Genomic DNA, 20696 nt, shown 5'->3' on the forward strand with positions numbered 1-20696 from the left:
GTGCGGGGAGCCCTACGCCCGTGTGCCGGCGGATGCCGCTCGGGCTTCGCCCGCCTCGACCGTGCGCACGATACCGGCGACGAGCTCGGACCAGAGCTCGGGCACGAGGTAGTGGCCCATGCCGGGGTGCACCTGCAGCTCTCCCGCGGGCAGGGCCTCGGCCATGTCGACGGCCGCGCTCCAATGCAGCACGTCGTCGTCGCGACCGTGGAACACCAGGGCGGGGACGGTGATCGCGCGGAGCGCCTCGAGGCGCTCGGGCGCCCGCAGCAGTGCCGACCATTGGCGGGAGAAGCCCTCGGGGAAGTAGCCGCGGTCGAAGGCCTCGCCCGCGGCCCAGGCGTTCCACTCGACGTCGAGGGGGTAGCGCTCGCCCGCGGTGGAGGCGGCGAAGGCTGCCGCCCCCGCCACCACCTCGTCGCGCGGGTACCGGACGGGCGCGCGCATGAGCTCGGGACGTTCGTCGTGCAGGATGTAGCGCGGATCGCGCCCCGGGATCGTGGAGAGCAGGCCGAGGCTCCGTACCCGCTCGGGATGCCGGATGGCCGCCATCTGCGCCATCATGCCGCCCATCGAGTGCCCGACGAGGTGGGCCGCCTCGACGCCCAGATCGTCGAGGACGCACACGACGTCGTCGGCCATCTCTTCGAGGCCGTACCCGCCGTCGATGTCATCGGCCCCGCCGAAGCGCGCCGACAGGCCGACGTCGCGATTGTCCATGCGTACCACGTGCAGACCGCTGTCCACGAGCGCGCGGACGAGGTCGACGTGCCAGGCGATGAGTTGCGCACCGCCGCCCGCGATCAGCACCACGGTAGGGGCGGAGGCGTCGCCCGTGGTGTCGTAGAAGATCGCGGGATCGGGGGTGAGCGGCATCCGGGGTCCTTCGTTCGTGTGCGAGCGACGTTAGCCCGCGTCAGCGGGACAGGGGTATGGGCGGAGCACCCATCGCCGTGGGGGTGGGGATGTGTGCCGAGTCCGGGGTGTACAGATCGGCGGACAACCGCGACGCCAGCGCACGCGCGGCCGTCTCGAGATCCGCGAGGCGCGGCTTGACGTCTTCGGTGGCACCCACGATGCACGCGGCCGCCGCGACCCGTCCGGCCGCATCGCGTACCGGTGCCGAGACGGAGGTGATGCCGAACTCGTCGATGGACTCCATCGTGAGCACCCCCTCGGCACGCACGTGCTGCACGCGGGCCGTGAAGCGGGCGAACTCGGCCGCACCGTGACGGCGCGGGAAGAGGGTGGCGAGTTCGTCGAGGGAAAAGTCCATGGCGAGGGTGGGCCCCCCGTCGGACCCGACGAGCGGATGCGGTCGGCCGAGCCACGGGGCCATCAGCAGCCCTTCGCCGAGAGGTTCGATGTGCTCGATGAGCGTGAAGCTGCGCATGCCCTTGAGAGCGGTGACGAAGACGCAGGCTCGAGTCTCCGCGGCGGTCGCGGCGGCACGAGCCGGCCCGGATCCGCCGAGCAGCGGTTCGGTCGCGGCGCGGTACCAGGCGTGTACCGAGAGGTCGAGGTGGACCTTGTCGGCCTCCCGGTCGCGCTGGGCGATGCCCGCGCGCACGAGCGCGTCGAGCGCGCGGCGCGCGCGATCGGGGCGGACACCCGCGGCGGACGCGGCGGAGCGCGCCGTCGCAGGGCCTCGCGCGAGATGTTCGAGCAGGCGGGCGGCGGTCTCGACCGTACCCGGCGCAGTCGCCGCCGCGGGGGCCGTTTCGGGTGCGGGGTGGCGCGGGGCCTGGGCGAGGGCTCGTTCGAGAGCGCGGCGGGCCTCGCCCAGGACGCGTCGCACGCGCGGCCGTGCCCGAGCCGCGCGATAGACGGGCAGGCTCACGGCCAGGGCCGCCACCCGTCGACCGTCGGGCGTCGTCAGCCCCACCGCGATCTCGACGGCGCGGCCCGCCTGCGATTCGCCGACCGGATCCTCCCCGGCGCTCGCCTGCACGACAGCTCGACGCGGATCGGTCACGAGCTCGCCGGTCGCGGCGGGAACGTGCAACGTCCAGCCCGACCCGACGGTCGCGACGATGCGGACACCGCCGGGCTCGGGCGCGGCGAACACGACGGTCTCGGCGGTGTCCTGGGCGATGCGGTGCAGTTCGACGTCGACCACCGACGCGAGGGTGGATGCCGCGCACCCGGACAGGCGCACGGCGCGGGGGCCGATCCGATAGGCCCCGTACTCGTCGGTGCGTTCGAGCAGTCCCGCGTCCGCAAGCTCGGCGCACAGGCGGGATGCGGTGCTGAGTGTGCTCGCCGCCCCCGCGGCGATGGCCGAGAGGGGGAGCGGTCGTGTCGGGTCGGGCCGCGCGGCGACGAGACGCAGGACGGCGATCGCCTGTTCGAGTCGTGTGCTCATGGCATCCGTTTCTGCAAACTCTCGAGCGAGCAATTGCACTCTGAGGTGACCGTAACAGCCCCGCGCTGCGGTCTTCGAATAATGGCTGACATTCGCCGGGCACCCGACCGGCCGTCTGGGAGGACCCGTCATGGAGCAGTTCGACGTCGCCGTCGTCGGCCTCGGTGCGCTCGGCAGCGCCGCGGTCTATCACCTGGCACGACAGGGCGTGCGAGCGGTCGGTCTCGAGCAGTTCGAGCTGGGGCACGTGCGCGGAGCGTCGCACGACACCTCGCGGATCGTCCGCACGTCGTACGGGGCGGGGGAGTACGTCCGCTTCGCCCAGGCCGCTTACCGCGAGTGGGCGGCGCTGGAGGCTGCGACCGGGGAGCACCTCGTCACGATCACCGGCGGGGTCGTGTTCATCCCCGACGACGGCCCCTACGACTCCGCGGACTTCGCGCGAAGCCTCGCCGAGAACGGGGTGCCGTTCGAGATGCTCCGCCCGGACGAGGTGCGCGAACGATGGCCGCAGTTCGCGGTGCCGGAGGGAGTGACCACCGTCTACACCCCCGACTCGGGGATCGCGCACGCCGCCCGCACGGTCGCCACGCTGCAGATGCACGCGCGGATGCTCGGCGCCGAGCTGCGCGATCGCACGCGCGTGGATCGTCTGATCCCGGATGCCGACGGCGTCGTCGTCTCGACCTCGTCCGGTGACCTGCGTGCCCGCCGGGTCGTCGTGGCCGCCGACGCGTGGACCAACGAGCTGCTCGAGCCGCTCGGCGTCCGCATCCCCCTCGAGGTCATGCAGGAGCAGGTCAGCTACTTCGCACCGGCCGACCCGGCGGCATTCGACCGCGAGCGTTTCCCGGTGTGGATCTGGGAGGACGAGCAGTGCTTCTACGGCTTCCCGACCTACGGCGAGCCGACCATCAAGGCCGCGCGAGACGTGTCCGACAACCTCATGACGCCCGCGCAGCGCACGTTCGTGCCGTCGCCGGAGCGCACCGCGGAACTGGCGGCGTTCCTCGCCGCGACCATCCCGGCGAGCGGTGACCTGCTGCGTACGGTCACCTGCCAGTACGCGCTCACGCCCGATCGGCGTTTCATCCTGGGGTCGCTGATCGAACACCCCGACATCGTCGTGGCTCTCGGCGCCGGTCACGCCTTCAAGTTCACGCCCGCGATCGGACTGGCGCTCGCGGAGCTCGCGATGGGCGTCGACACCACCGACGACCTGACGGCGTTCGCGGTCGACGCGACCGCCGCCCCGGCGATGTGAGGCGGAGCCCGTGAGACACAACGTCGATTACTCCCTCGACGACCCCGAAGCCGTCCGCGCTCTCGTGCGGGAGAACCCGTGGGCGACCCTCGTCAGCCACGTGCCGGGGCGGGGGCTCGTGGCTTCCCATTACCCCGTGCTCGTCGACGACACCTCCGAGGACCTGGTGCTGCTCAGCCACGTCGGCCGCCCCGACGAGGCGCTGCACGAGCTCGGTGCGCACGAGGTCATGGTGGTCGTGTACGGACCGAGCGGCTACATCTCGCCGGGCTGGTACGACGTGTCTCCGGCGGTGCCGACGTGGAACTTCGTCGTCGCGCACCTGTCCGGCACCCCCGAGCTGCTCGACGACCCCGAGAACCTCGCGGTCCTCGACCGGCTGGTGGCCCACTTCGAGGCGCCCCTGCCGAATCCCTTCTTGATGAACCGCACCCTCGAGAACACCGCGTACGCCGAGCGGATCGTGCACGGCACGGTCGGGTTCCGGCTCCCGGTGACGCGCCTCGAGGCCAAGCAGAAGCTCAGCCAGGACAAGCCCGATGCCGTCGTCGACCGCATCGTGGCGGCGCTGCGCGCTCCCGGCCCCTACACCAACCCGGCCCTGGCCGAACGGATGGATGCCATCCGCCCCCGAAAGGAACGAGAAGAACGATGACCGGATTCGTCGGCGTGGATGCCATGGTGCGCTGGGTCGCGGCACACGGGGCCGAGCGGGTGATGACCGACATGGTCGGCTACCTGGAGGAGGACTACCGTCGGTGGCCGTCGTTCGACAAGGTCGAGCGCATGGCGAGTCACACCCCGTTCGGGGTCATCGAGCTCATGCCGATCAGCGATCCCGACACCTACGCCTTCAAGTACGTGAACGGCCACCCGTTCAACCCCGGTCGCGGCTACCAGACGGTGACCGCGTTCGGGGTGCTGGCCGACGTGCACAACGGCTACCCCGTGTTCCTGTCGGAGATGACACTGCTGACGGCGCTGCGCACGGCGGCGACGTCGGCGATGGTGGCGCGCCGGCTCGCGCGGCCCGACTCCGCGACGATGGCCATGATCGGCGCCGGGAGCCAGGCCGAGTTCCAAGCCCTCGCCTTCCGCGGCGTCCTCGGGGTCGACCGGCTGCGCGTCTTCGACGTCGACCCCGCGGCGACCGCGAAGCTCCGGCGCAACCTGGCGCCCCTCGGCTTCGACATCGTCGTGTGCGACTCCGCGGCCGAGGCCGCACGGGGCGCCGACATCGTCACGACGTGCACCGCCGACAAGACGGCGGCGACCGTGCTGGGCGATGCGGACGTGGCATCCGGAATGCACGTCAACGCCATCGGGGGCGACTGTCCCGGAAAGACCGAGCTCGATCCCGCGATCCTCTCGCGCGGCCCGGTGTTCGTGGAGTACACCCCGCAGACCCGCATCGAAGGCGAGATCCAGCGCGTCGCCGCTGACTTCCCGGTGACCGAGTTCTGGGAGGTGCTCACCGGTCGTGCCGCCGGTCGCACCTCCGACGAGCAGGTGACGGTGTTCGGCTCCGTCGGGTTCGCGATCGAGGACTTCTCGGCGTTGCGGTTCCTCCGCGACAGCGTCGCGGGCACCGAGCTCGCGCTCGAGATCGACCTCGTGGCCGCCCCCGATGACCCGAAAGACCTCTTCGGTCTCGTCGGCTCCCCGGTGCCGGCGCTGTGAGCGTGCTCACCCTGCGCGCCGCTCGGCCCTTCGGCGGGGAGCCGGTCGACGTCGTCGTCCGCGACGGGCTGATCGCCGCGATCGTTCCGGCCCGGACGGCCGCGGAAGGCGAGGTGCTCGATCTCGACGGTCGATGGATCGGGCCCGGCCTGTGGGACGCGCACGTGCACTTCACGCAGTGGGTCATCTCGAGCCGCCGCGTCGACGTCGGCGGCACCGCGAGCCCCGACGAGGTCGTGGATGCCGTCCGCCGGGCGCTCGCCACGGGGGCGCCGCGCACCGACGGCGTGCTCGTCGGGTACGGCTATCGCGACGGTCTGTGGACCACACCGACCTCGCTCGGCGCGCTCGATGACGCGTTCCCCGACGACCCGGTGGTGCTCGTCAGCGGCGACCTCCATGCCGGGTGGATGAACTCCCGCGGTGCCGAACGGCTCGGTCTGCGGCCTGATGCGAGCGGTGTCGTCGCGGAGGTCGAGTGGATCGCCGCGCTCCAACGCTTCCAGCAGGCGGCATCCCTTCCGGTGGAGGCGTACGGCGAGGTGGCGGAGGCCGCGGCCCGGCGCGGGATCGTCGGGATCGTCGACTACGAGAACGTGCCCAACTTCCTCGAGTGGCCCGAGCGGGTCGCCGCCGGGGTCCGGTCGCTGCGCGTCGACGCCTCGGTGTGGCCGGACCGGCTCGACGAGGCTCTCGCGGCGCGGCTCCGCACCGGCGACCCGCTCGACCCCGACGGACTGGTCACGATGGGGCGTCTCAAGGTGGTCGTGGACGGATCGCTGAACACCCGCACGGCGTGGTGCTGGGATCCCTACCCGGGAGCGGACGCGGACGCCGAACACGGGTGCGGCGTGCAGAGCGTTCCGGTCGGCGAGCTGCGCCGCCTGCTGGTGCGGGCGGAGGAGGGCGGCATCCTGCCCGCCGTCCATGCGATCGGCGACCGCGCGAACACCGAGGTCATCGAGGTCTTCGAAGAACTCGGGATGCCGGGGATCATCGAACACGCCCAGCTCGTGCGCGACGAGGACTTCTCGCGCTTCCGCAGGGCCGGTCTCATCGCGAGCGTTCAGCCCGAGCACGCGATGGACGATCGGGACATCGCCGACCTGCACTGGGCCGGTCGCACGGCGCGAGCCTTCGCCTTCGGCTCGCTGCACCGCTCGGGAGCCGCGCTGCGGCTGGGCTCCGATGCCCCCGTCGCCCCGCTCGACCCGTGGCACGCGATCGCCTCGGCGACGGCGCGCAGTCGCGGCGACCGCGAGGCATGGCATCCGGAACAGCGCCTGCCGCTGGATGTCGCGCTGGCCTCGAGCAGACGCACGACGCTGGCGGTCGGACAGCCCGCCGACCTCGTCGTCGTCGACGCCGATCCCTTCGCGTGCGACCGCGACGCCCTCCGTGCCATGCCGGTCGCCGGGACTCTGCTGGGCGGCCGGTTCACGCATCGGGCGGTCTGAGGGCACGGCTCTTCAGCTGCCGGTGCGGAGATGGCGGCGGCTCACGCCGTCGCGGGCTCGGGCCCTCGCTGACTCGAGCCCCCGCGGGCATCGGCCCGCGCGGGGTCAGGGTCGTGCGGGTTCCATCGCCCGCGAGGGCCCTGAACCCGCCGGCTCACACGTCGAGCACGAGGGACGATCCGGTTCGTGCGCGCGACACGCACGCGTACATCACACGGGCATCGTCGTCGACCGTGAGCGAGTCGCGGTGCTCCACCGCGCCGTCGAGCACGGGAACGGCGCACGAGCCGCACACACCGCGCAGGCATGAGCCGCTGAGCGGCACCCCGGCGCCCTGGAGCGACTCGAGCAGCGACCGCGTCGCGGGAACCTCGACGGTCACCCCGGAGCGGGTCGCGGTGGCCGTGAACGGCTCGTTCGGGGCGAAGGTGCGCGTGCGCGGCTCGAAACGTTCGAGGTGGATGCCGGACCCCTCCGGCAGCGTCGGAGCCAGGGCGAGCAGCGCGTCGGTGAACGACGCCGGGCCGCACGCGTACACGTCGGTGCCGGGGGCGATGCCGCCGACCGTGGCGGCGAGGTCGAGTCGTCCCTCCTCCCCGCTCACGTGCACCGTGGCGCGCTCGCCGAGAGCGGCGATCTCGTCGGCGAAGGCCACCCCGCCGCGAGAGCGGACGATGTCGATCATGCGCCAGTCGGCGCCGACGGATGCCAGGTGCCGAGCCATCGCCAGGATGGGGGTCACGCCGATGCCGGCGGCGAGCAACAGATACGCGGGCGCCTCGCCCAGCTCGAACAGGTTGCGCGGCGGCCGAACCCAGACGGTGCCGCCCTCCCGGAGGAAGGAGTGGATGTAGCGCGAGCCGCCGCGCGAGAGCTCTTCCCGGCGCACCGCGATCCGGTACGACGCCGTGTCGGCGGGGTCGCCGCACAGCGAGTACTGCCGTTCGTGCCGGGTGATGAGCTGGAGGTCGATGTGAGCCCCGGGCTGCCACGCCGGGAGCGGGGTCGCGTCGACGCTCTGAAGGGTGACGCTGACGATGTCGGGCGTCTGCCGCGTGATGTCGCGGACCACCAGGGGCATCAGTCCCTCGCGGCTGCGCACCTCAGTACAGCGCCCGGTAAGCGCCGGACATCGCCTCGTCGATGACGTCGCCCACGCTGGCATCCCATCCCGAGGTGCTCGCCCAGATCTGCCCGGAGCTCGGGACCTGCGTCGCGAGGTCCTGCATCTCGGCATCCCAGATCCCGCCGCGCAGCAGAGCACGTCCGCAGTGCAGGTAGACCTGCTCGATTCGCAGCACGATCGCGAGATCCGGCACCGTGTGGTCCTGCTCGAGCGAGCGCAACAGCGTCGGGTCATCGGTCACGATCGCGGTGCCGTTGATGCGCAGGGTCTCACTCATCCCCGGCACGAAGCAGAGCAGGGCGGCGTGGCCGTTGTCGACGATGTTGCGCATCGAATCGGCGATCTTGTTGCCGAGGCGATCGGGGATGACCACCGTGCGATCGTCGATCGCCCGCACGAAACCGGGGTAGTCGCCACGCGGCGAGCAGTCACAGGTTCCGTCGCTGTCGGCGGTCGCCAGGGTGGCGAAAGGGGAGTGGGCGAGGAAGCGCAGGCAGTTCTCGTCGAGCCGATCGGTGATCTTCTGCAGAGACGGTCCCTCGGGCTCGCCGAGCGTGCCACGGATCTCCTCGAGTCCGAGCGCGCGGAAGTCTGTGGAGAGCATGTGCTCCACGCTATCCTCCGTCGCGGAGAACCTCATCGTGCCGAGGGCACAGGATCACCGGGCGGATGTGTGCCGTCGCGACAGCTTTCCCGCACCTCACCCCTCGCTGGTCACTCGACCGTGACGAGCTCCAGATCGAACGCCCCGAGGTCGTCTCGCGGAACGACGACGGTGCAGACGGTGTGCGGGTCGAGAGCGAGGCCCAGACCGACGACGAACGGGTCGGTGTCTATGCGAACGGCGGGGCGCTCTTCTCCGTCCACCCGCAGGGTCGCGGGTCCGAGACCCGTGGGACTGACCTTCCACGCATCGCCGCCCCCGGGCCCGGCGGGCAGGCCCAGCTCCTCTCGGAACCGATTGCGCAGCACGTGGTTGGCGTGATCGATCAGCTCGTCCGCGACCGGGCTCGGCTCGCGGTGGGAGGTCGTGCGCACCGCTTCCCACAGCATCGGGTAGAGGAAGACGCGGGCCTGCTCGCGCAGCCAGTCCGGTCGCCCCCACGGCGGCTCCTGCTCGATGGAGCGACGGAGGTCCTCGTCCACATCGACCTCGTTGCGGGGATCGGCACGGTCGTCGGGGTAGCGCCAGAGCGTGTACGACAGCGCCACCGTCGTGCGTGCCGTGCCCGTGGCATACGCGGTCTCGGTGATGCCCGGGATCGCCAGAGGTGTCAGCGCTGCTTGTGGACGCAGCCCCACCATGCGGAACGGGAGGGCGCGCACGCGCTCGTTCGCGGCGATGCTCGGATCGGGGGCGTCTGGGGGAATCACACCGGCGAACTCCATCGATCCAGTGTGCGCCGATGGCGGGCGGATTGCGAGGGGCTCGTGCGGCCGTGCCCGCCTAGCGCCCCGCGCCCAGAAGCCGAACCCGGCAGGCGAGCTCCACCGCGAACCGGGTGTCGGGATCGTCGAGGTCGACGTCGAGCAGTTCGCGAGCGCGCCGGATGCGGTAGCCGACGGCGTTGGGGTGCAGGTTGAGCTCGCGCCCCGCCTGGGCGAGCGAGTTGCGGTTGCCGAGATACGACAGGAGCGTGCGCACCGCCGTCGTCGACCGCTCGGGGCCGAGCGCGTCGAGAGGATGCAGGATGTCGTCGAGCAGGTTGCGGCTCACCGGCGACGCGTAGAAGTCGAGCAGCAGGCGCCGGAGCCCGGTCACGTCGGTGAGCTCGATGGCATCCAATCGTCCGGCGGCCATCGCGGAATCGGCCGCGACACGCGCCTCCGCGGCCGACTGTCGCAGGCCCGCGGCGCCCGTCTGCGGAGTGCCGAGGCCGACCGTGTAGGTCCAGTCGTCGCCGGCGAGACGTCGTGCCTGGGCCTGCACACGCAGGACGATGTCGCGAAGGCGACGTTGGTGGTCGCCGGCACCGTGGTCTTCGCTGCTGACCACGAGCACGTCGTCCTGGAGGAAGGCGATGTGCCACAGCTCGGGCCGGTCTTCGATGAGCTGCAGGGTGAACAGCTCGAGCGCCGCCTCGACGAACCGCGGCGCGCGCAGGCCCGGGTCGGTGCGATGCTGCGGGCGCATCCACGCGACCGCGTGCGACAGCTGCAGGGGCAGACCCAAGCGGGCCGCGGGCGCCACGAAGCCGTCGACGCGTCCGGCCTCGGCGAGGATCAGCTCCACGATGAGGTCCGCGCGCGACTGGTTCGGGGCGAAGCGGTCCTGCAGGTTGCGCTGCATCGCCCGGGAGACGAGGGAGGCGACCACCGGCAGCGCCACGGTCGCGGCGGGATCGGAGGTCTCGGCGACCAGCCGCCCGATCGGTACCTCGCCGGCGAAGACGGCGTCGGCGTCTGTCCACGACGTGGAGAGGTCTTCGCGCAGGCTCACCCGCACGCCCAGGGCGGCCCCCGCGGACTCGAGGATCGCCGCGACCGTGTCGCCCTCGCCGCTCGCCGCGGCCTGCGTCGCCTTCTCGACCGCGAACGCGGCGCGCGTCATCGACTCGGCCGCCCCGCCGCTGATCACACGGTCGATCGCCACGGCGAGGTCGGGAGCCCGGGCGGCGAGGGAGACCAGGACGGGCACGCCTCCCCGCGCGGCGAGGGCGGCCGCGGTCTCGGTGGCGGTGAAGCCGACGGGCATCACGAGTCCCGCCAGCCCCCGAGCGCTGGCCTGACGGAGTGCGACGTCGACGAGGTAGGGGGCGGGCGGCTCGTCGCCCGCGACGACGGCGAGGGTGGCCGCCGGTAGGGCCGGGAGGTCGGCGAGGGTCGTGACGTCGACCCGGTCGATCGCCGCCCCGCCCGCGGGCCCCGCGGCGCGCGCGACACCGAGGCGCTCGGCCTGAGCGAGGAGATCGGCGGTGGTGAGCTGTGCCACGAGCACAATGTACGCCGATTCCCTGTCGTCTGAGCACATTGTCGGGCGTCGAGGGGGTGCCTAGGGTCGTGTCATGGCATCCCCGTCCCTCAGTCCGCCGACCACGGCCCGCGTCCCCGAGCACGTCACGGCCGACGACATCGCCGCGCTCGCCGCGGGCGCGGCCATCTTCGGCACCGGAGGTGGAGGAGCGGTCTACACCTCGCAGATGACGACCGAGCGGGCGATCCGCGAACACGGTCCCGTGCGGCTGTTGAGCCTGGACGACCTCGGTCCCGACGACGCCGTCATCATGATGAGCGGCATCGGAGCCCCGACGGTCGGCATCGAGATGCTCTCGTCGGTGCAGCAGGTCGAGACGCTCCTGCGGGAGGCCGAGCGGGTCGCGGGCCGCGAGATCACGGCGATCATGCCCGCGGAGATCGGCGGCAGCAACGGCGTCTCGCCCGCCGGCTGGGCAGCCCGCCTCGGCGTCGCGCTCCTCGATGCCGACGGCATGGGCCGCGCGTTCCCCGAGGCCACGATGATCTCCACCAACGTCGCCGGCGTCCCGTGCGAGTTCGCGGTCCTCAGCGACGTGGTCGGCAACGTCGTGACCCTGCGCACCGTCGACCTCGGCTGGCTCGAGCGCCACGCTCGCGCGGTCACCGTCGCGGCGGGGGGCATCTGCCTCGGCGCCCACTACCTGCTCACCGCCGAGACGGCCCGCGGTGCCGTCATCCCGGGCACCATCAGCACGGCCATCCGCGTGGGGCGAGCGTTGTTGACCGCCAGCGAGCCGGTGGCCGCGGTCGCCGACGAATTGGATGCCGACGTGCTCATCTCGGGCAAGATCGTCGACCTCTCGCGTCGCACCGAGGGGGGATTCGTCCGCGGGTCGATCACGATCGCCGGCATCGGCACCGATCGCGGTCGCCTTCAGCGGATCGAACTGCGCAACGAGAACCTCGTCGTCCTCGAAGACGGCGAGGTGCTGGCCACCGTGCCCGACCTCATCACCGTCGTCGACATCGAGACGGGGCACGCGATCTCGACCGAGATGCTGCGCTACGGCCAGCGGGTCTCGGTGCTGGCGTGGGCGTGCGACCCGCTGTGGCGCTCCGACCGCGGCCTCGAGATCGCCGGTCCCCGGGCGTTCGGCTACGACCTGCCGTACGTGCCCTTCGAACGGAAGGACGCGCGATGAGCGCCGTTCGCGACCTGTCCCTCGGCGTCGACGTCGGCGGCACGAACACCGACGCGGTCGTCGTGGATGCCGCGGGCTCGGTGATCGCGTGGACCAAGCAGCCCACGACGGCCGATGTGATCGGCGGCATCCGCGCCGGGATCGCCGCGGTCCTGGCGCAGCTGGCTGCCGACCGCGAGCGGGTGTCGCGCGTGATGCTCGGCACGACCCACGCCACCAACGCGATCGTCGCGCGACGGGGACTCGACCGCGTCGCGCTCGTCCGCCTCGGCGCCCCCGCCGCCACCGAGTGGCCCCCGCTGACCGGCTGGCCGTCCGACCTGGGCGACCAGGTTCTCGCCGGAGCGGCGATGCTCGGCGGCGGGCACATGGTCGACGGCACCCCGATCGCTCCCCTCGACCGCGACGGCATCCGCCGCTTCCTCGACGGGCTCGGCGGGCGCTTCGACAGCGTGGCCGTGTGCGGCATCTTCGCGCCCTCCTCTCCCGAGCAGGAGCGCGAGGTCGAGCAGCTCGTCCTCGACCACCTCGGCGAGGGCGTTCCCGTGTTCCTCAGCCAGGACATCGGGCCCGACGGCCTGCTCGAACGCGAGAACGCCACGGTGCTCAACGCGGCTCTCCGCAGCGTCGCGAGCGAGGTGACACGAGCTCTCGTCGACGTGGTCGCCGAGGAGGGGCTCGACGTCTCGACCTTCTTCGCGCAGAACGACGGCACGCTCATGTCGCTCGACTACGCGGTGCGCTACCCCGTGCTGACGATCGGGTCGGGACCGGCGAACTCCCTTCGCGGAGCCGCTTTCCTCTCGAGCGTCGAGAACGCCATCGTCGTCGACGTCGGCGGCACCACGAGCGACCTCGGCGTTCTCGTCGACGGATTCCCCCGCGAGTCGACCCTTCCCCGTGACATCGGCGGCGTGCGGACGAACTTCCGCATGCCCGACATCCTGAGCCTCGGCATCGGCGGCGGCACGATCATCGACCCGCGCACCGGCGCCGTCGGCCCCGGGTCGGTGGGGTACCGCATCGCCGAGGAAGGACTCGTATTCGGCGGATCGACCCTCACCCTCACCGATGCCGCCGCGGCGGCGGGGCACGGCATCCGGGGGCACGCGCTCCCGTCGCTCTCGAGCGGTCAGCGCGACCTCTTGGCTCGCGGCCTCGCCCACGCGCACGAGCGCATCGAGGAAGCCGTCGAGCGGCTGTCGCTCGGTCGCGTCGACCTCCCGCTCATCGTCGTCGGTGGCGGTGCCCAGCTCGTGCCCGACGACCTGACCGGAGCCGGCGACGTGCTGCGCCCCGATCGGGCCGACGTCGCCAATGCCGTCGGTGCGGCGATCTCGCTCGCCGGAGGCCGCGCGGAGCAGATCTCGGATGCCGACGACCGGGATGCCGCGATCGCGGCCGCCTCGGAAGCGGCGATCGCGAAGGCGATCCAGGCGGGGGCCGATCCCCTCGCGGTCGAGATCGTTGATGTCCTCGAGACCGCGCTGTCATACACGGCGCGCCCCACCCTCAAGGTCTCGGTGAAAGCCGCCGGTCCTCTGAGCCACCTTGCCGCGCCCATCCCCGCGCGCTGACCCCGCACCGCACCACCCGCCCCAGCCGCACCGCCCACCCCTGCACCACCGACGCTTCACCCGATTGAAGGAGCAAGGCAATGAAACGCAGCATCCTCGTCCCGGCCGCGGCCGGGATCGCTCTCCTCGCACTGACACTGGCGTCGTGCGCCGCCCCCGCTGACAACGGAGGGGGTGGCGGAGGAGACGTCGTCTCGGGCGGCACGTTCGTGAAGGCCATCAGCGACGACCCGGGCGACCTCGACCCGATGAAGGCCGTCTCCCCCGACACCTTCGACGTCGTCACCATCGCCTACGAGTCGCTCATCTACGTCACCCCGGACGGCGAGTACGAGCCGTGGCTCGCGTCGAGCTGGACCGACGAGGGCACCTCCGCCACCTTCACGCTGAAGGACGGCATCACCTGTGCCGACGGGTCGGCCTTCACGGGCCAGACCGTCGCCGACAACATCACCTACAACGCCGACCCCGCCAACGCGACGTTCTCGTACGGCACCGTCATCACCGACGCCGTCTCGGCCACCGCCGACGGCAACGTCGTCACGGTCACGAGCACCGTGAACGACCCGTTCCTCGCGATCAACATCGGCACGATCATGATGGTGTGCGACGCGGGTCTCGCCGACATCCCGTCCCTGTCGGACACGACCAACGGCACCGGCATGTTCCAGCTGAGCGAAGCGCGTCCCGGCGACGCCTACGTCTTCACCAAGCGTGACAACTACACCTGGGGCCCGTACGACGTCACCAGCGAGACCGCGGGTCTTCCCGACACCATCGAGACGCGCATCGTCTCCGACCAGAGCACGGTGACCAACCTCCTGCTCTCCGGCGAGCTCAACACGGGCGTCGTCACCGGACCCGACCAGGACCGCCTGCAGGGTGCCGGTCTGGAGTACGCGGGCGTGCGCAACCCCGTCGGACAGATCCTCTTCAACGAGCGCGAGGGCCGTCCCTTCTCCGACCCGCTCGTGCGCGAGGCCCTGTCGACCGCGATCAATCGCGACGAGGTCGGTCCCGTCATCGCCGGTGCCACCGGGCTGCCCTCCAGCGGGCTCGTCATGAAGACGCCCCTGCTGTGCGTGCAGGACCCGCCCAGCTGGACCCTCCCCGAAACCGACCTCGACCGCGCGGGCGAACTGCTCGACCAGGCGGGCTGGGTGCTCGGGTCCGACGGCATCCGCCAGAAGAACGGACAGCCGCTGACCGTGAAGTTCATCTACGACGCTCCCACCGCCTCGCACGCTCCCGCCGCCGAACTGGTCAAGGAGACGTGGGACAAGCTCGGCGTGGTCACCGAGCTGTCCGCGAACGACGCCGCGGCGTGGTCGGACCAGCTCTACACGAGCTTCGACTGGGACACGGGGTGGGTGCAGATCGCGCCGGGCAGCCCCGTCGTGCTCGACCTGTTCTTCGGTGGGGCGACCCCCGACCAGGGCGGTCTGAACTTCATGTTCGTGAACAACCCCGAGTACAACGAGCTCGCCACCCAGGCCAAGACCGCGACTCCGGACGCGGCGTGCGGACTGTGGCAGCAGGCCGAGAAGAAGCTCATCGACCGTTTCGACACCTTCCCGGTCATCGACAACATCCTGCCGAACTACATGAGCGGCGCGACGTTCGAGCAGCCAAACTTCCTCAACCCGACCTCGATCCGGATGCAGGGCTGACCCCATGACCGCGACCCCTCCGCCCGCCGTCGCCGACCTGGCCGGCGCTCCGACCGCCGCCCTCGCGGTGCGGGCGGAGGGGCGCGGCCGTCAGCTCTCGCCCCGCGCGGCCTTCCTCGTCCGCCGACTCGGGCGCCTGCTCGTGTCGCTGATCGTCGTGGTCGTCGCCTCCTTCTTCCTCATCCACCTCGTGCCCGGGGATCCGGTGCGCGCGGCTCTCGGCATCCAGGCGTCTCCGGAACTCGTCGCGGCCACGCGCTCCGAGCTGGGGCTCGACAAGCCGCTGCCGCAACAGTTCTTCGACTACCTCGCGAATCTCCTCCGCGGTGATTTCGGCGACTCGATCCGCACCGGCCGTTCGGTCTCCGAAACCATCGGTCAGCGCTTCCCCGCCACGGTGACGCTCGGAGTGCTGAGCTTCCTGTTGGCTCTGTTCGCGGCCGTCCCGCTCGGCATCGGCGCGGCCGTCGCCCTGCAGCGCCCGGGCCGCCGGGTCGCCGACGCCCTCATCTCCGGCGTCCTCGGCATGCTCATCGCCGTCCCGGGCTTCCTCCTCGCGGTGGGTCTCATCGCCCTCTTCGCCGTGCAGCTGCGCTGGCTCCCGGCCGCCGGGTGGGGTAAGCCCGAGGATGCCGTGCTCCCGGTGCTCGCCCTCGCTCTCGGCCCCATGGCGTACCTCGCGCGCATCGTGCAGGTCGAGATGTCGGGAGTGCTCGGCGCGACCTACATGATCACGGCGCGCGCCAAGCGGCTGCCGGGACGTCTCATCTACCTCCGCCACGCGCTGCCGAACATCATCACCGCCTCGCTCACCGTCAGCGGTCTGCTGCTCAGCGGGATGATCGCCGGCACCGTGCTGATCGAGACGGTGTTCGCCATTCCCGGAATGGGCGGCGTGATGGTCCCGGCGGTCGGGGCGAAGGACTACCCGATCGTGCAGGGACTCGTCGTCGTCTACGCGCTCATCATCCTCGGCGTGAACCTCGTCGTGGACCTCATCCTCGTGACCGTCGACCCGCGGTCCTCGATCACGGAGGGCTGACCCATGACCTGGCGCTCGCGACTCCTCTCCCCGGCGGGCATCGCCGCTCTCCTCGGCGTGCTGCTGTTCCTCTTCCTCGCCGTGGCGGGGCCGACGCTCTTCCTCGCCGCGGCCGAGACCTCCGATGTCCCCGACCGGCTCCTGCCGCCGAGCCTCGCGCACCCGTTCGGCACCGACGACCTGGGCCGCGACATCTTGGCGCGCGTGCTCGTGGCTGCGCGCATCTCCCTCCTGCTGACGCTCGGCGCGACCGTCGTCTCCACCGTCGGCGGCATCGCCTACGGGCTCATCGCCGTGATCCTGCCGCGGCCCGTTCGCCGCCTCGCGACCGGACTGCTCGACGTGCTGCTGGCCTTCCCCTGGCTGCTCATGGTGCTGTTCTTCACCGTCATCTGGGGAGCGAGCGCCGTGACGGCGATGTTCGCGATCGGCATCGCCGGCATCCCGTTCATGGCGCGACTGGTCTACAACCTCGCCTCGTCGGTGTCGGGCCGCGACTACGTCCGCGCCGCCCGGGTCGTCGGCGTGGGGCCGTTCGGCATCCTGGTCCGCCACATCCTGCCCAACATCGCCAACCCGCTGTTCGTCAACGCCGCGGCCACCGCGAGCGTGACCTTGCTGTCGTTCGCGGGGCTGTCGTTCCTCGGCCTCGGCGTGCAGGCTCCCGAGTACGACTGGGGGCGACTGCTGCAGGACGGCATCACCCGCATCTACGTCAACCCGCTCGCCGCGATCGGACCGGGCATCGCCGTGGTGCTCGCCGGGCTGGTGTTCACCTTCGTCAGCGAGACCCTCGGCGACGCGCCGGGCTCGGGCACGCGGGCCGTCGGGCGGCGTGCGCTCGGGGCGGTCGCTCCCACCCGTCGCCCGGCGGGCGGCGCCGCGTCGGCCCGGCCCGAACTGCTCCCGGGCGAGCCGGTCGCCGAGATCGCCGACCTGCGCGTCGCGTTCGGCACCGCCGACGGCGGCGAGGTCGAGCGTGTGCGCGGAGTGAGCCTGCGCGTCCTCCCCGGTGAGGTCGTGGGGATCGTGGGGGAATCCGGGTCGGGCAAATCGCTCACGGCCATGGCCCTCGCGGGGTTGCTCGGCTCCGATGCCCGCATCGCGACGAGTGCGCACCGCTTCGCCGGGATCGACATGACCGGCCCGCTCTCCGCGGCCGACCGCTCGACCCTCGGCGTCGAGCTCGGCATGGTGTTCCAGGATCCGCTCACCTCGCTCAACCCCGCGCTCACCATCGGTCGCCAGCTCACCGAGGTCCCCGAGGTGCACCTGAAGATGTCGCGAAGCGAGGCGCGAGCTCACGCGGCCGCGGCCCTCGAGGCTGTCGGAATCCCGGATGCCGCCAGGCGACTGTCGCAGTATCCGCACCAGTTCAGCGGCGGGATGCGTCAGCGCGCGATGATCGGTCAGGCACTCACGGGACGCCCGAAGCTCATCATCGCCGACGAGCCGACCACCGCGCTCGACGTCACGGTGCAGCGCCAGGTGATGGGCGTGCTCCGGCGGGCGCAGCGCGACACGGGCGCCGCGATCGTGTTCATCTCCCACGACATCGCCCTCGTCTCGGCGTTCTGCGATCGCGTGCTGGTCATGAAGGACGGCCTCATCGTCGAAGAGCTCGACGCGCAACGCATCCGTGAGGACGCCACGCATCCCTACTCGCGCGCGCTCATCGCCTGCCTGCCCGACATGACATCCGACCGCACGCGGCCGCTTCCGGTGATCCCCTCCGACCTCGCCGCGGCCGCCCTCGCCGAGGAGGTGGGGGTGTGAACGCCCTCGAGATCGACCGCCTGTCCGTGCGGTACGGCCGCAGCACCGTCGTCGACGACGTCTCGCTCGTCGTCCCGGCCGGGCGCACGCTCGGCCTCGTGGGGGAATCGGGCTCGGGCAAGAGCACGATCGCCGCCGCCGTGGTGGGCCTCGTGCCGCCCGCCGCCGGTGAGGTGCGGGTCGGCGGGGTCGTGGCATCCGGTCGGGGAAAGTCCGCGCGAGAGGCGCGACGGCGCCTGCAACTGGTGTTCCAGGACCCGTTCTCGGCCCTCGATCCGCGGATGAGCGTCGGCGAGTCGATCGCGGAGGCCCTGCGCGCGACGGGGAAGACTTTCACGCGCGATGCGCGGGTGGCCCGTGTCCGCGAGCTGCTGGGCCTCGTGCACCTCGATCCGGACCGCGCGGGCGAGATGCCGGCCGCTTTCTCCGGCGGACAGCGTCAGCGCATCACGATCGCCCGCGCGTTGGCGGGGGAGCCGAGCGTGCTCATCGCCGACGAGGTCACCAGCGCCCTCGACGTGTCGGTGCAGGGCTCGGTGCTCAACCTCCTGCGCGAACTCCAGGAACGCTTCGGGCTGTCGATGCTCTTCATCTCGCACAACCTCGCCGTCGTGCGATACATCAGCGACGAGATCGCGGTGATGCGTCACGGCCGGATCGTGGAGTCGGGGCAGACCGAGCAGCTGCTGGCCGCTCCCACCGAGCCCTACACGCTCGACCTCCTCGACGCCGTCCCGGTGCTGGGCGTGCGCATGACCACGGACTGAGCCGGACCGTGAACCACCCCGCCCGCCCCGCGGACGACCTCGACAGCGAGGTCGAGGCCCTCCGCCGTCGGACCGGTGAACTCACCGCTCTGTACGCGAGTGCGCGGGAGCTGACCGCCGTCCGCGACGCCGGCGCGGTGCTGGAACGTCTCGTCGAACGCGCGCAGGAGCTGCTCGCCGCGGACGTCGCCTACCTGTCCGAGTTCGACGGCGTCGACGCGACGCTCCGGGTGCGGGCGACCCGCGGGGCGGTGACCGCCGCGTTGCGCGATCTCGTCGTGCCGGCGGGCCGCGGCCTCGTGAGCGCGATCGCCGAGACACGCCTGCCGCGGGCGCTGCGTCGCTACGACGCCGTCGCGCCCGAGCGTCACGCCGACGGGATCGATGCCGCGGTCGAAGCAGAGGGCATCGTCTCCCTCCTCGGCGTGCCGCTGCTCTCCGACGCCCGCGTGCTGGGGGTGCTGTTCGTCGCGGAGCGCCGCGAGCGCGACTTCACACCCGACGACATCGCGGTGCTCACCGCCCTCGCCGACCACGCGTCGGTCGTGTTGCAGACAGCGGCCGCGCTCGCCGACGCTCGACGTCAGGCGGAGCGCGCCGAGGCCGCTGTGGCCGAGCTCACCGCTCACGTCGCCGCACGCGACCGGGCCAACCGGGTGCACCGCGAACTGGTCGACGCGGTTCTGGCCGGAGGAGGCCTCGAACCGGTGGTTGCGGCCCTGTCGACGGCGTTGGAGGCGCCGGTGATGATCGTGGATGCCGAGGGCGCGGTGCGCGCGAGACGCGGCGACGTGACGGCCGAGGCGGCCGACGTCGTCCGCGCGATCGCGAGCAGTCGGGCGGAGGGCCTGCCCGTGCGGCCAGCCGACGGAGGGATCGTCAGCGCGGTCGCGGGCGGCGGACGCGCGCTGGGGGCGATCATCGTGGGCGTGCCGGAGCGAGCCCTCGACGACGTCGATGTGCGGACGGTGGAGCGCGCGGGGCAGGTGGCGGCGCTGCTCGCTCTGTCGGAGGAAGCGGTGGCCGCCGCCGATCATCGCGCCCGCTCGGATCTCCTGGTCGAGGTCGTCACGGCGTCGCCGCAGCGGCGGGCGGACGTCGCCGCGGCACTCCGGCGCGCCGGCCTCGAGGAGGCCGGACTGCGCGCGGTCACCGCCTTCTCTCTCGCGGGGGAGCGACGGGCCGATGCCGCGCGAATCCTGGCTCCGCTCTTCGGGGCGGCCGCGCTCGTCGGCGACTGGAACGCCCTGGTCGTCGCGGTACACGATGCGCCCCTCGACACGGCGCTGTACCGCCAGGTGGGGCGGGCCGTGGGCGCGAACGTGCTGGCCGTCACCGCTGACGCCGCACCGGGAGAGGTTGCGCGGGCGGCCTCCGATGTGCGCACCGCCATCGCGCTCGCTCGCGCGCTCGGAGTGGAGAACGCTCTCGTGACCGCGGACGATCTCCTGCCCTATGCGGCGACGATCGGGGCCGATCGACGCGCGCTCGACGCGTTCCTCGATTCCACGCTCGGCGTGGTGCGTCGTCATGATGCGGCACGGGGCACCGAGCTGCTCGCCACGCTGCGTGCCTTCGTCCGGCACGGCGCGAGTCCCACGCGCACGGCGCGGGCATTGACCTTCCACACCAACACGATCCTGCAGCGGCTGGAGAAACTCGACACGCTCCTGGGTGAGGACTGGCGCGACGACGAACGGTTCTTCCGTCTCTCGACGGCCGTCCGCCTCGACGCCCTCCGCGAGCGATTGAGCGGTCAGGGCGATGGGTGAGCGACCCATCCGCGCCGCTTTTCGGTGGGGCGCGGATCCATATGCGCCCGGAGGAATGCGCCCTACCGTTCGAGGAGACGCC

17 protein-coding genes are annotated in these 20696 nt (G+C 71.8%); 11 read left to right on the top strand and 6 right to left on the bottom strand.

The annotated features are described in order from the left end of the window. Window positions 1–12: 12 nt before the first annotated feature. Window positions 13–876 carry an alpha/beta hydrolase gene (locus tag PIR02_08955; GenBank protein WZH38787.1) on the bottom strand — a complete coding sequence of 288 codons (864 nt, stop codon included), beginning with the start codon at window positions 874–876 and terminating at the stop codon, window positions 13–15. A gap of 40 nt (window positions 877–916) precedes the next feature. Continuing rightward, a complete protein-coding gene (locus PIR02_08960; GenBank protein ID WZH38788.1) occupies window positions 917–2365 on the bottom strand; it encodes a helix-turn-helix domain-containing protein in 1449 nt (482 codons plus the stop codon). Window positions 2366–2495: 130 nt separating this feature from the next. Here PIR02_08960 and solA point away from each other — a divergent pair, with 130 nt between their 5' ends. From solA to PIR02_08980, 4 genes are read left to right on the top strand one after another with little or no spacing between them, the layout of a single operon-like run. After that, window positions 2496–3629 carry an N-methyl-L-tryptophan oxidase gene (solA, locus tag PIR02_08965; protein WZH38789.1) on the top strand — a complete coding sequence of 378 codons (1134 nt, stop codon included), beginning with the start codon at window positions 2496–2498 and terminating at the stop codon, window positions 3627–3629. A 10-nt stretch (window positions 3630–3639) separates the two neighbouring features. Continuing rightward, the gene (locus tag PIR02_08970) at window positions 3640–4284 is read left to right on the top strand and encodes an FMN-binding negative transcriptional regulator (protein WZH38790.1); all 645 of its coding nucleotides are present in this window, start codon (window positions 3640–3642) and stop codon (window positions 4282–4284) included. Next, window positions 4281–5309, top strand: a complete 1029-nt coding sequence (locus PIR02_08975) for an ornithine cyclodeaminase (protein ID WZH38791.1) — start codon at window positions 4281–4283, stop codon at window positions 5307–5309. The genes PIR02_08970 and PIR02_08975 overlap by 4 nt, the downstream gene beginning before the upstream one ends. Further along, the gene (locus PIR02_08980) at window positions 5306–6766 is read left to right on the top strand and encodes an amidohydrolase family protein (GenBank protein ID WZH38792.1); all 1461 of its coding nucleotides are present in this window, start codon (window positions 5306–5308) and stop codon (window positions 6764–6766) included. The genes PIR02_08975 and PIR02_08980 overlap by 4 nt, the downstream gene beginning before the upstream one ends. Window positions 6767–6920: 154 nt before the next feature. Here PIR02_08980 and PIR02_08985 read toward each other — a convergent pair whose 3' ends face one another. The 4 genes from PIR02_08985 to PIR02_09000 all read right to left on the bottom strand — a co-directional run bounded on the left by PIR02_08985 (window position 6921) and on the right by PIR02_09000 (window position 10824). Next, window positions 6921–7847, bottom strand: a complete 927-nt coding sequence (locus tag PIR02_08985; GenBank protein ID WZH38793.1) for a PDR/VanB family oxidoreductase — start codon at window positions 7845–7847, stop codon at window positions 6921–6923. Between the two features lie 22 nt (window positions 7848–7869). Beyond that, the gene (locus PIR02_08990) at window positions 7870–8496 is read right to left on the bottom strand and encodes a pyridoxamine 5'-phosphate oxidase family protein (GenBank protein WZH38794.1); all 627 of its coding nucleotides are present in this window, start codon (window positions 8494–8496) and stop codon (window positions 7870–7872) included. A 110-nt stretch (window positions 8497–8606) separates the two neighbouring features. Beyond that, window positions 8607–9281 (bottom strand): hypothetical protein, encoded by a 675-nt coding sequence (locus PIR02_08995; GenBank protein ID WZH38795.1) that lies wholly within the window; start codon window positions 9279–9281, stop codon window positions 8607–8609. A 58-nt stretch (window positions 9282–9339) separates the two neighbouring features. Continuing rightward, complete coding sequence (locus PIR02_09000; GenBank protein WZH38796.1) at window positions 9340–10824, bottom strand: helix-turn-helix domain-containing protein; 1485 nt, start codon at window positions 10822–10824, stop codon at window positions 9340–9342. 73 nt (window positions 10825–10897) lie between these two features. Here PIR02_09000 and PIR02_09005 point away from each other — a divergent pair, with 73 nt between their 5' ends. The 7 genes from PIR02_09005 to PIR02_09035 all read left to right on the top strand — a co-directional run bounded on the left by PIR02_09005 (window position 10898) and on the right by PIR02_09035 (window position 20614). Then, the gene (locus PIR02_09005) at window positions 10898–12010 is read left to right on the top strand and encodes a DUF917 domain-containing protein (GenBank protein WZH38797.1); all 1113 of its coding nucleotides are present in this window, start codon (window positions 10898–10900) and stop codon (window positions 12008–12010) included. After that, window positions 12007–13587, top strand: a complete 1581-nt coding sequence (locus PIR02_09010) for a hydantoinase/oxoprolinase family protein (protein ID WZH38798.1) — start codon at window positions 12007–12009, stop codon at window positions 13585–13587. Before PIR02_09005 ends, PIR02_09010 begins: the two co-directional genes overlap by 4 nt. An 80-nt stretch (window positions 13588–13667) precedes the next feature. Beyond that, window positions 13668–15257 carry an ABC transporter substrate-binding protein gene (locus tag PIR02_09015; GenBank protein ID WZH38799.1) on the top strand — a complete coding sequence of 530 codons (1590 nt, stop codon included), beginning with the start codon at window positions 13668–13670 and terminating at the stop codon, window positions 15255–15257. Between the two features lie 4 nt (window positions 15258–15261). Further along, window positions 15262–16299: an ABC transporter permease gene (locus tag PIR02_09020; protein WZH38800.1), complete on the top strand. Its 1038-nt coding sequence runs from the start codon at window positions 15262–15264 to the stop codon at window positions 16297–16299. 3 nt (window positions 16300–16302) lie between these two features. Next, a complete protein-coding gene (locus PIR02_09025; protein WZH38801.1) occupies window positions 16303–18075 on the top strand; it encodes a dipeptide/oligopeptide/nickel ABC transporter permease/ATP-binding protein in 1773 nt (590 codons plus the stop codon). Continuing rightward, a complete protein-coding gene (locus tag PIR02_09030) occupies window positions 18072–18842 on the top strand; it encodes an ABC transporter ATP-binding protein (protein WZH38802.1) in 771 nt (256 codons plus the stop codon). Before PIR02_09025 ends, PIR02_09030 begins: the two co-directional genes overlap by 4 nt. 8 nt (window positions 18843–18850) lie before the next feature. Continuing rightward, window positions 18851–20614 (top strand): GAF domain-containing protein, encoded by a 1764-nt coding sequence (locus PIR02_09035; GenBank protein ID WZH38803.1) that lies wholly within the window; start codon window positions 18851–18853, stop codon window positions 20612–20614. The last annotated feature ends 82 nt before the right edge of the window (window positions 20615–20696 follow it).

Source organism: Microbacterium enclense (genome assembly GCA_038182865.1).
GTDB classification, from domain to species: domain Bacteria; phylum Actinomycetota; class Actinomycetes; order Actinomycetales; family Microbacteriaceae; genus Microbacterium; species Microbacterium enclense_B.

Coding starts and splice junctions, on each gene's coding strand:
- PIR02_08975 (WZH38791.1), top strand. CDS start 4,281: ATGACCGGATTCGTCGGCGTGGATGCCATGGTGCGCTGGGTCGCGGCA.
- PIR02_09010 (WZH38798.1), top strand. CDS start 12,007: ATGAGCGCCGTTCGCGACCTGTCCCTCGGCGTCGACGTCGGCGGCACG.
- PIR02_08990 (WZH38794.1), bottom strand. CDS start 8,496: ATGCTCTCCACAGACTTCCGCGCGCTCGGACTCGAGGAGATCCGTGGC.
- PIR02_08995 (WZH38795.1), bottom strand. CDS start 9,281: ATGGAGTTCGCCGGTGTGATTCCCCCAGACGCCCCCGATCCGAGCATC.
- PIR02_08955 (WZH38787.1), bottom strand. CDS start 876: ATGCCGCTCACCCCCGATCCCGCGATCTTCTACGACACCACGGGCGAC.
- solA (WZH38789.1), top strand. CDS start 2,496: ATGGAGCAGTTCGACGTCGCCGTCGTCGGCCTCGGTGCGCTCGGCAGC.
- PIR02_09025 (WZH38801.1), top strand. CDS start 16,303: ATGACCTGGCGCTCGCGACTCCTCTCCCCGGCGGGCATCGCCGCTCTC.
- PIR02_08985 (WZH38793.1), bottom strand. CDS start 7,847: ATGCCCCTGGTGGTCCGCGACATCACGCGGCAGACGCCCGACATCGTC.
- PIR02_09015 (WZH38799.1), top strand. CDS start 13,668: ATGAAACGCAGCATCCTCGTCCCGGCCGCGGCCGGGATCGCTCTCCTC.
- PIR02_09020 (WZH38800.1), top strand. CDS start 15,262: ATGACCGCGACCCCTCCGCCCGCCGTCGCCGACCTGGCCGGCGCTCCG.
- PIR02_09005 (WZH38797.1), top strand. CDS start 10,898: ATGGCATCCCCGTCCCTCAGTCCGCCGACCACGGCCCGCGTCCCCGAG.
- PIR02_08960 (WZH38788.1), bottom strand. CDS start 2,365: ATGAGCACACGACTCGAACAGGCGATCGCCGTCCTGCGTCTCGTCGCC.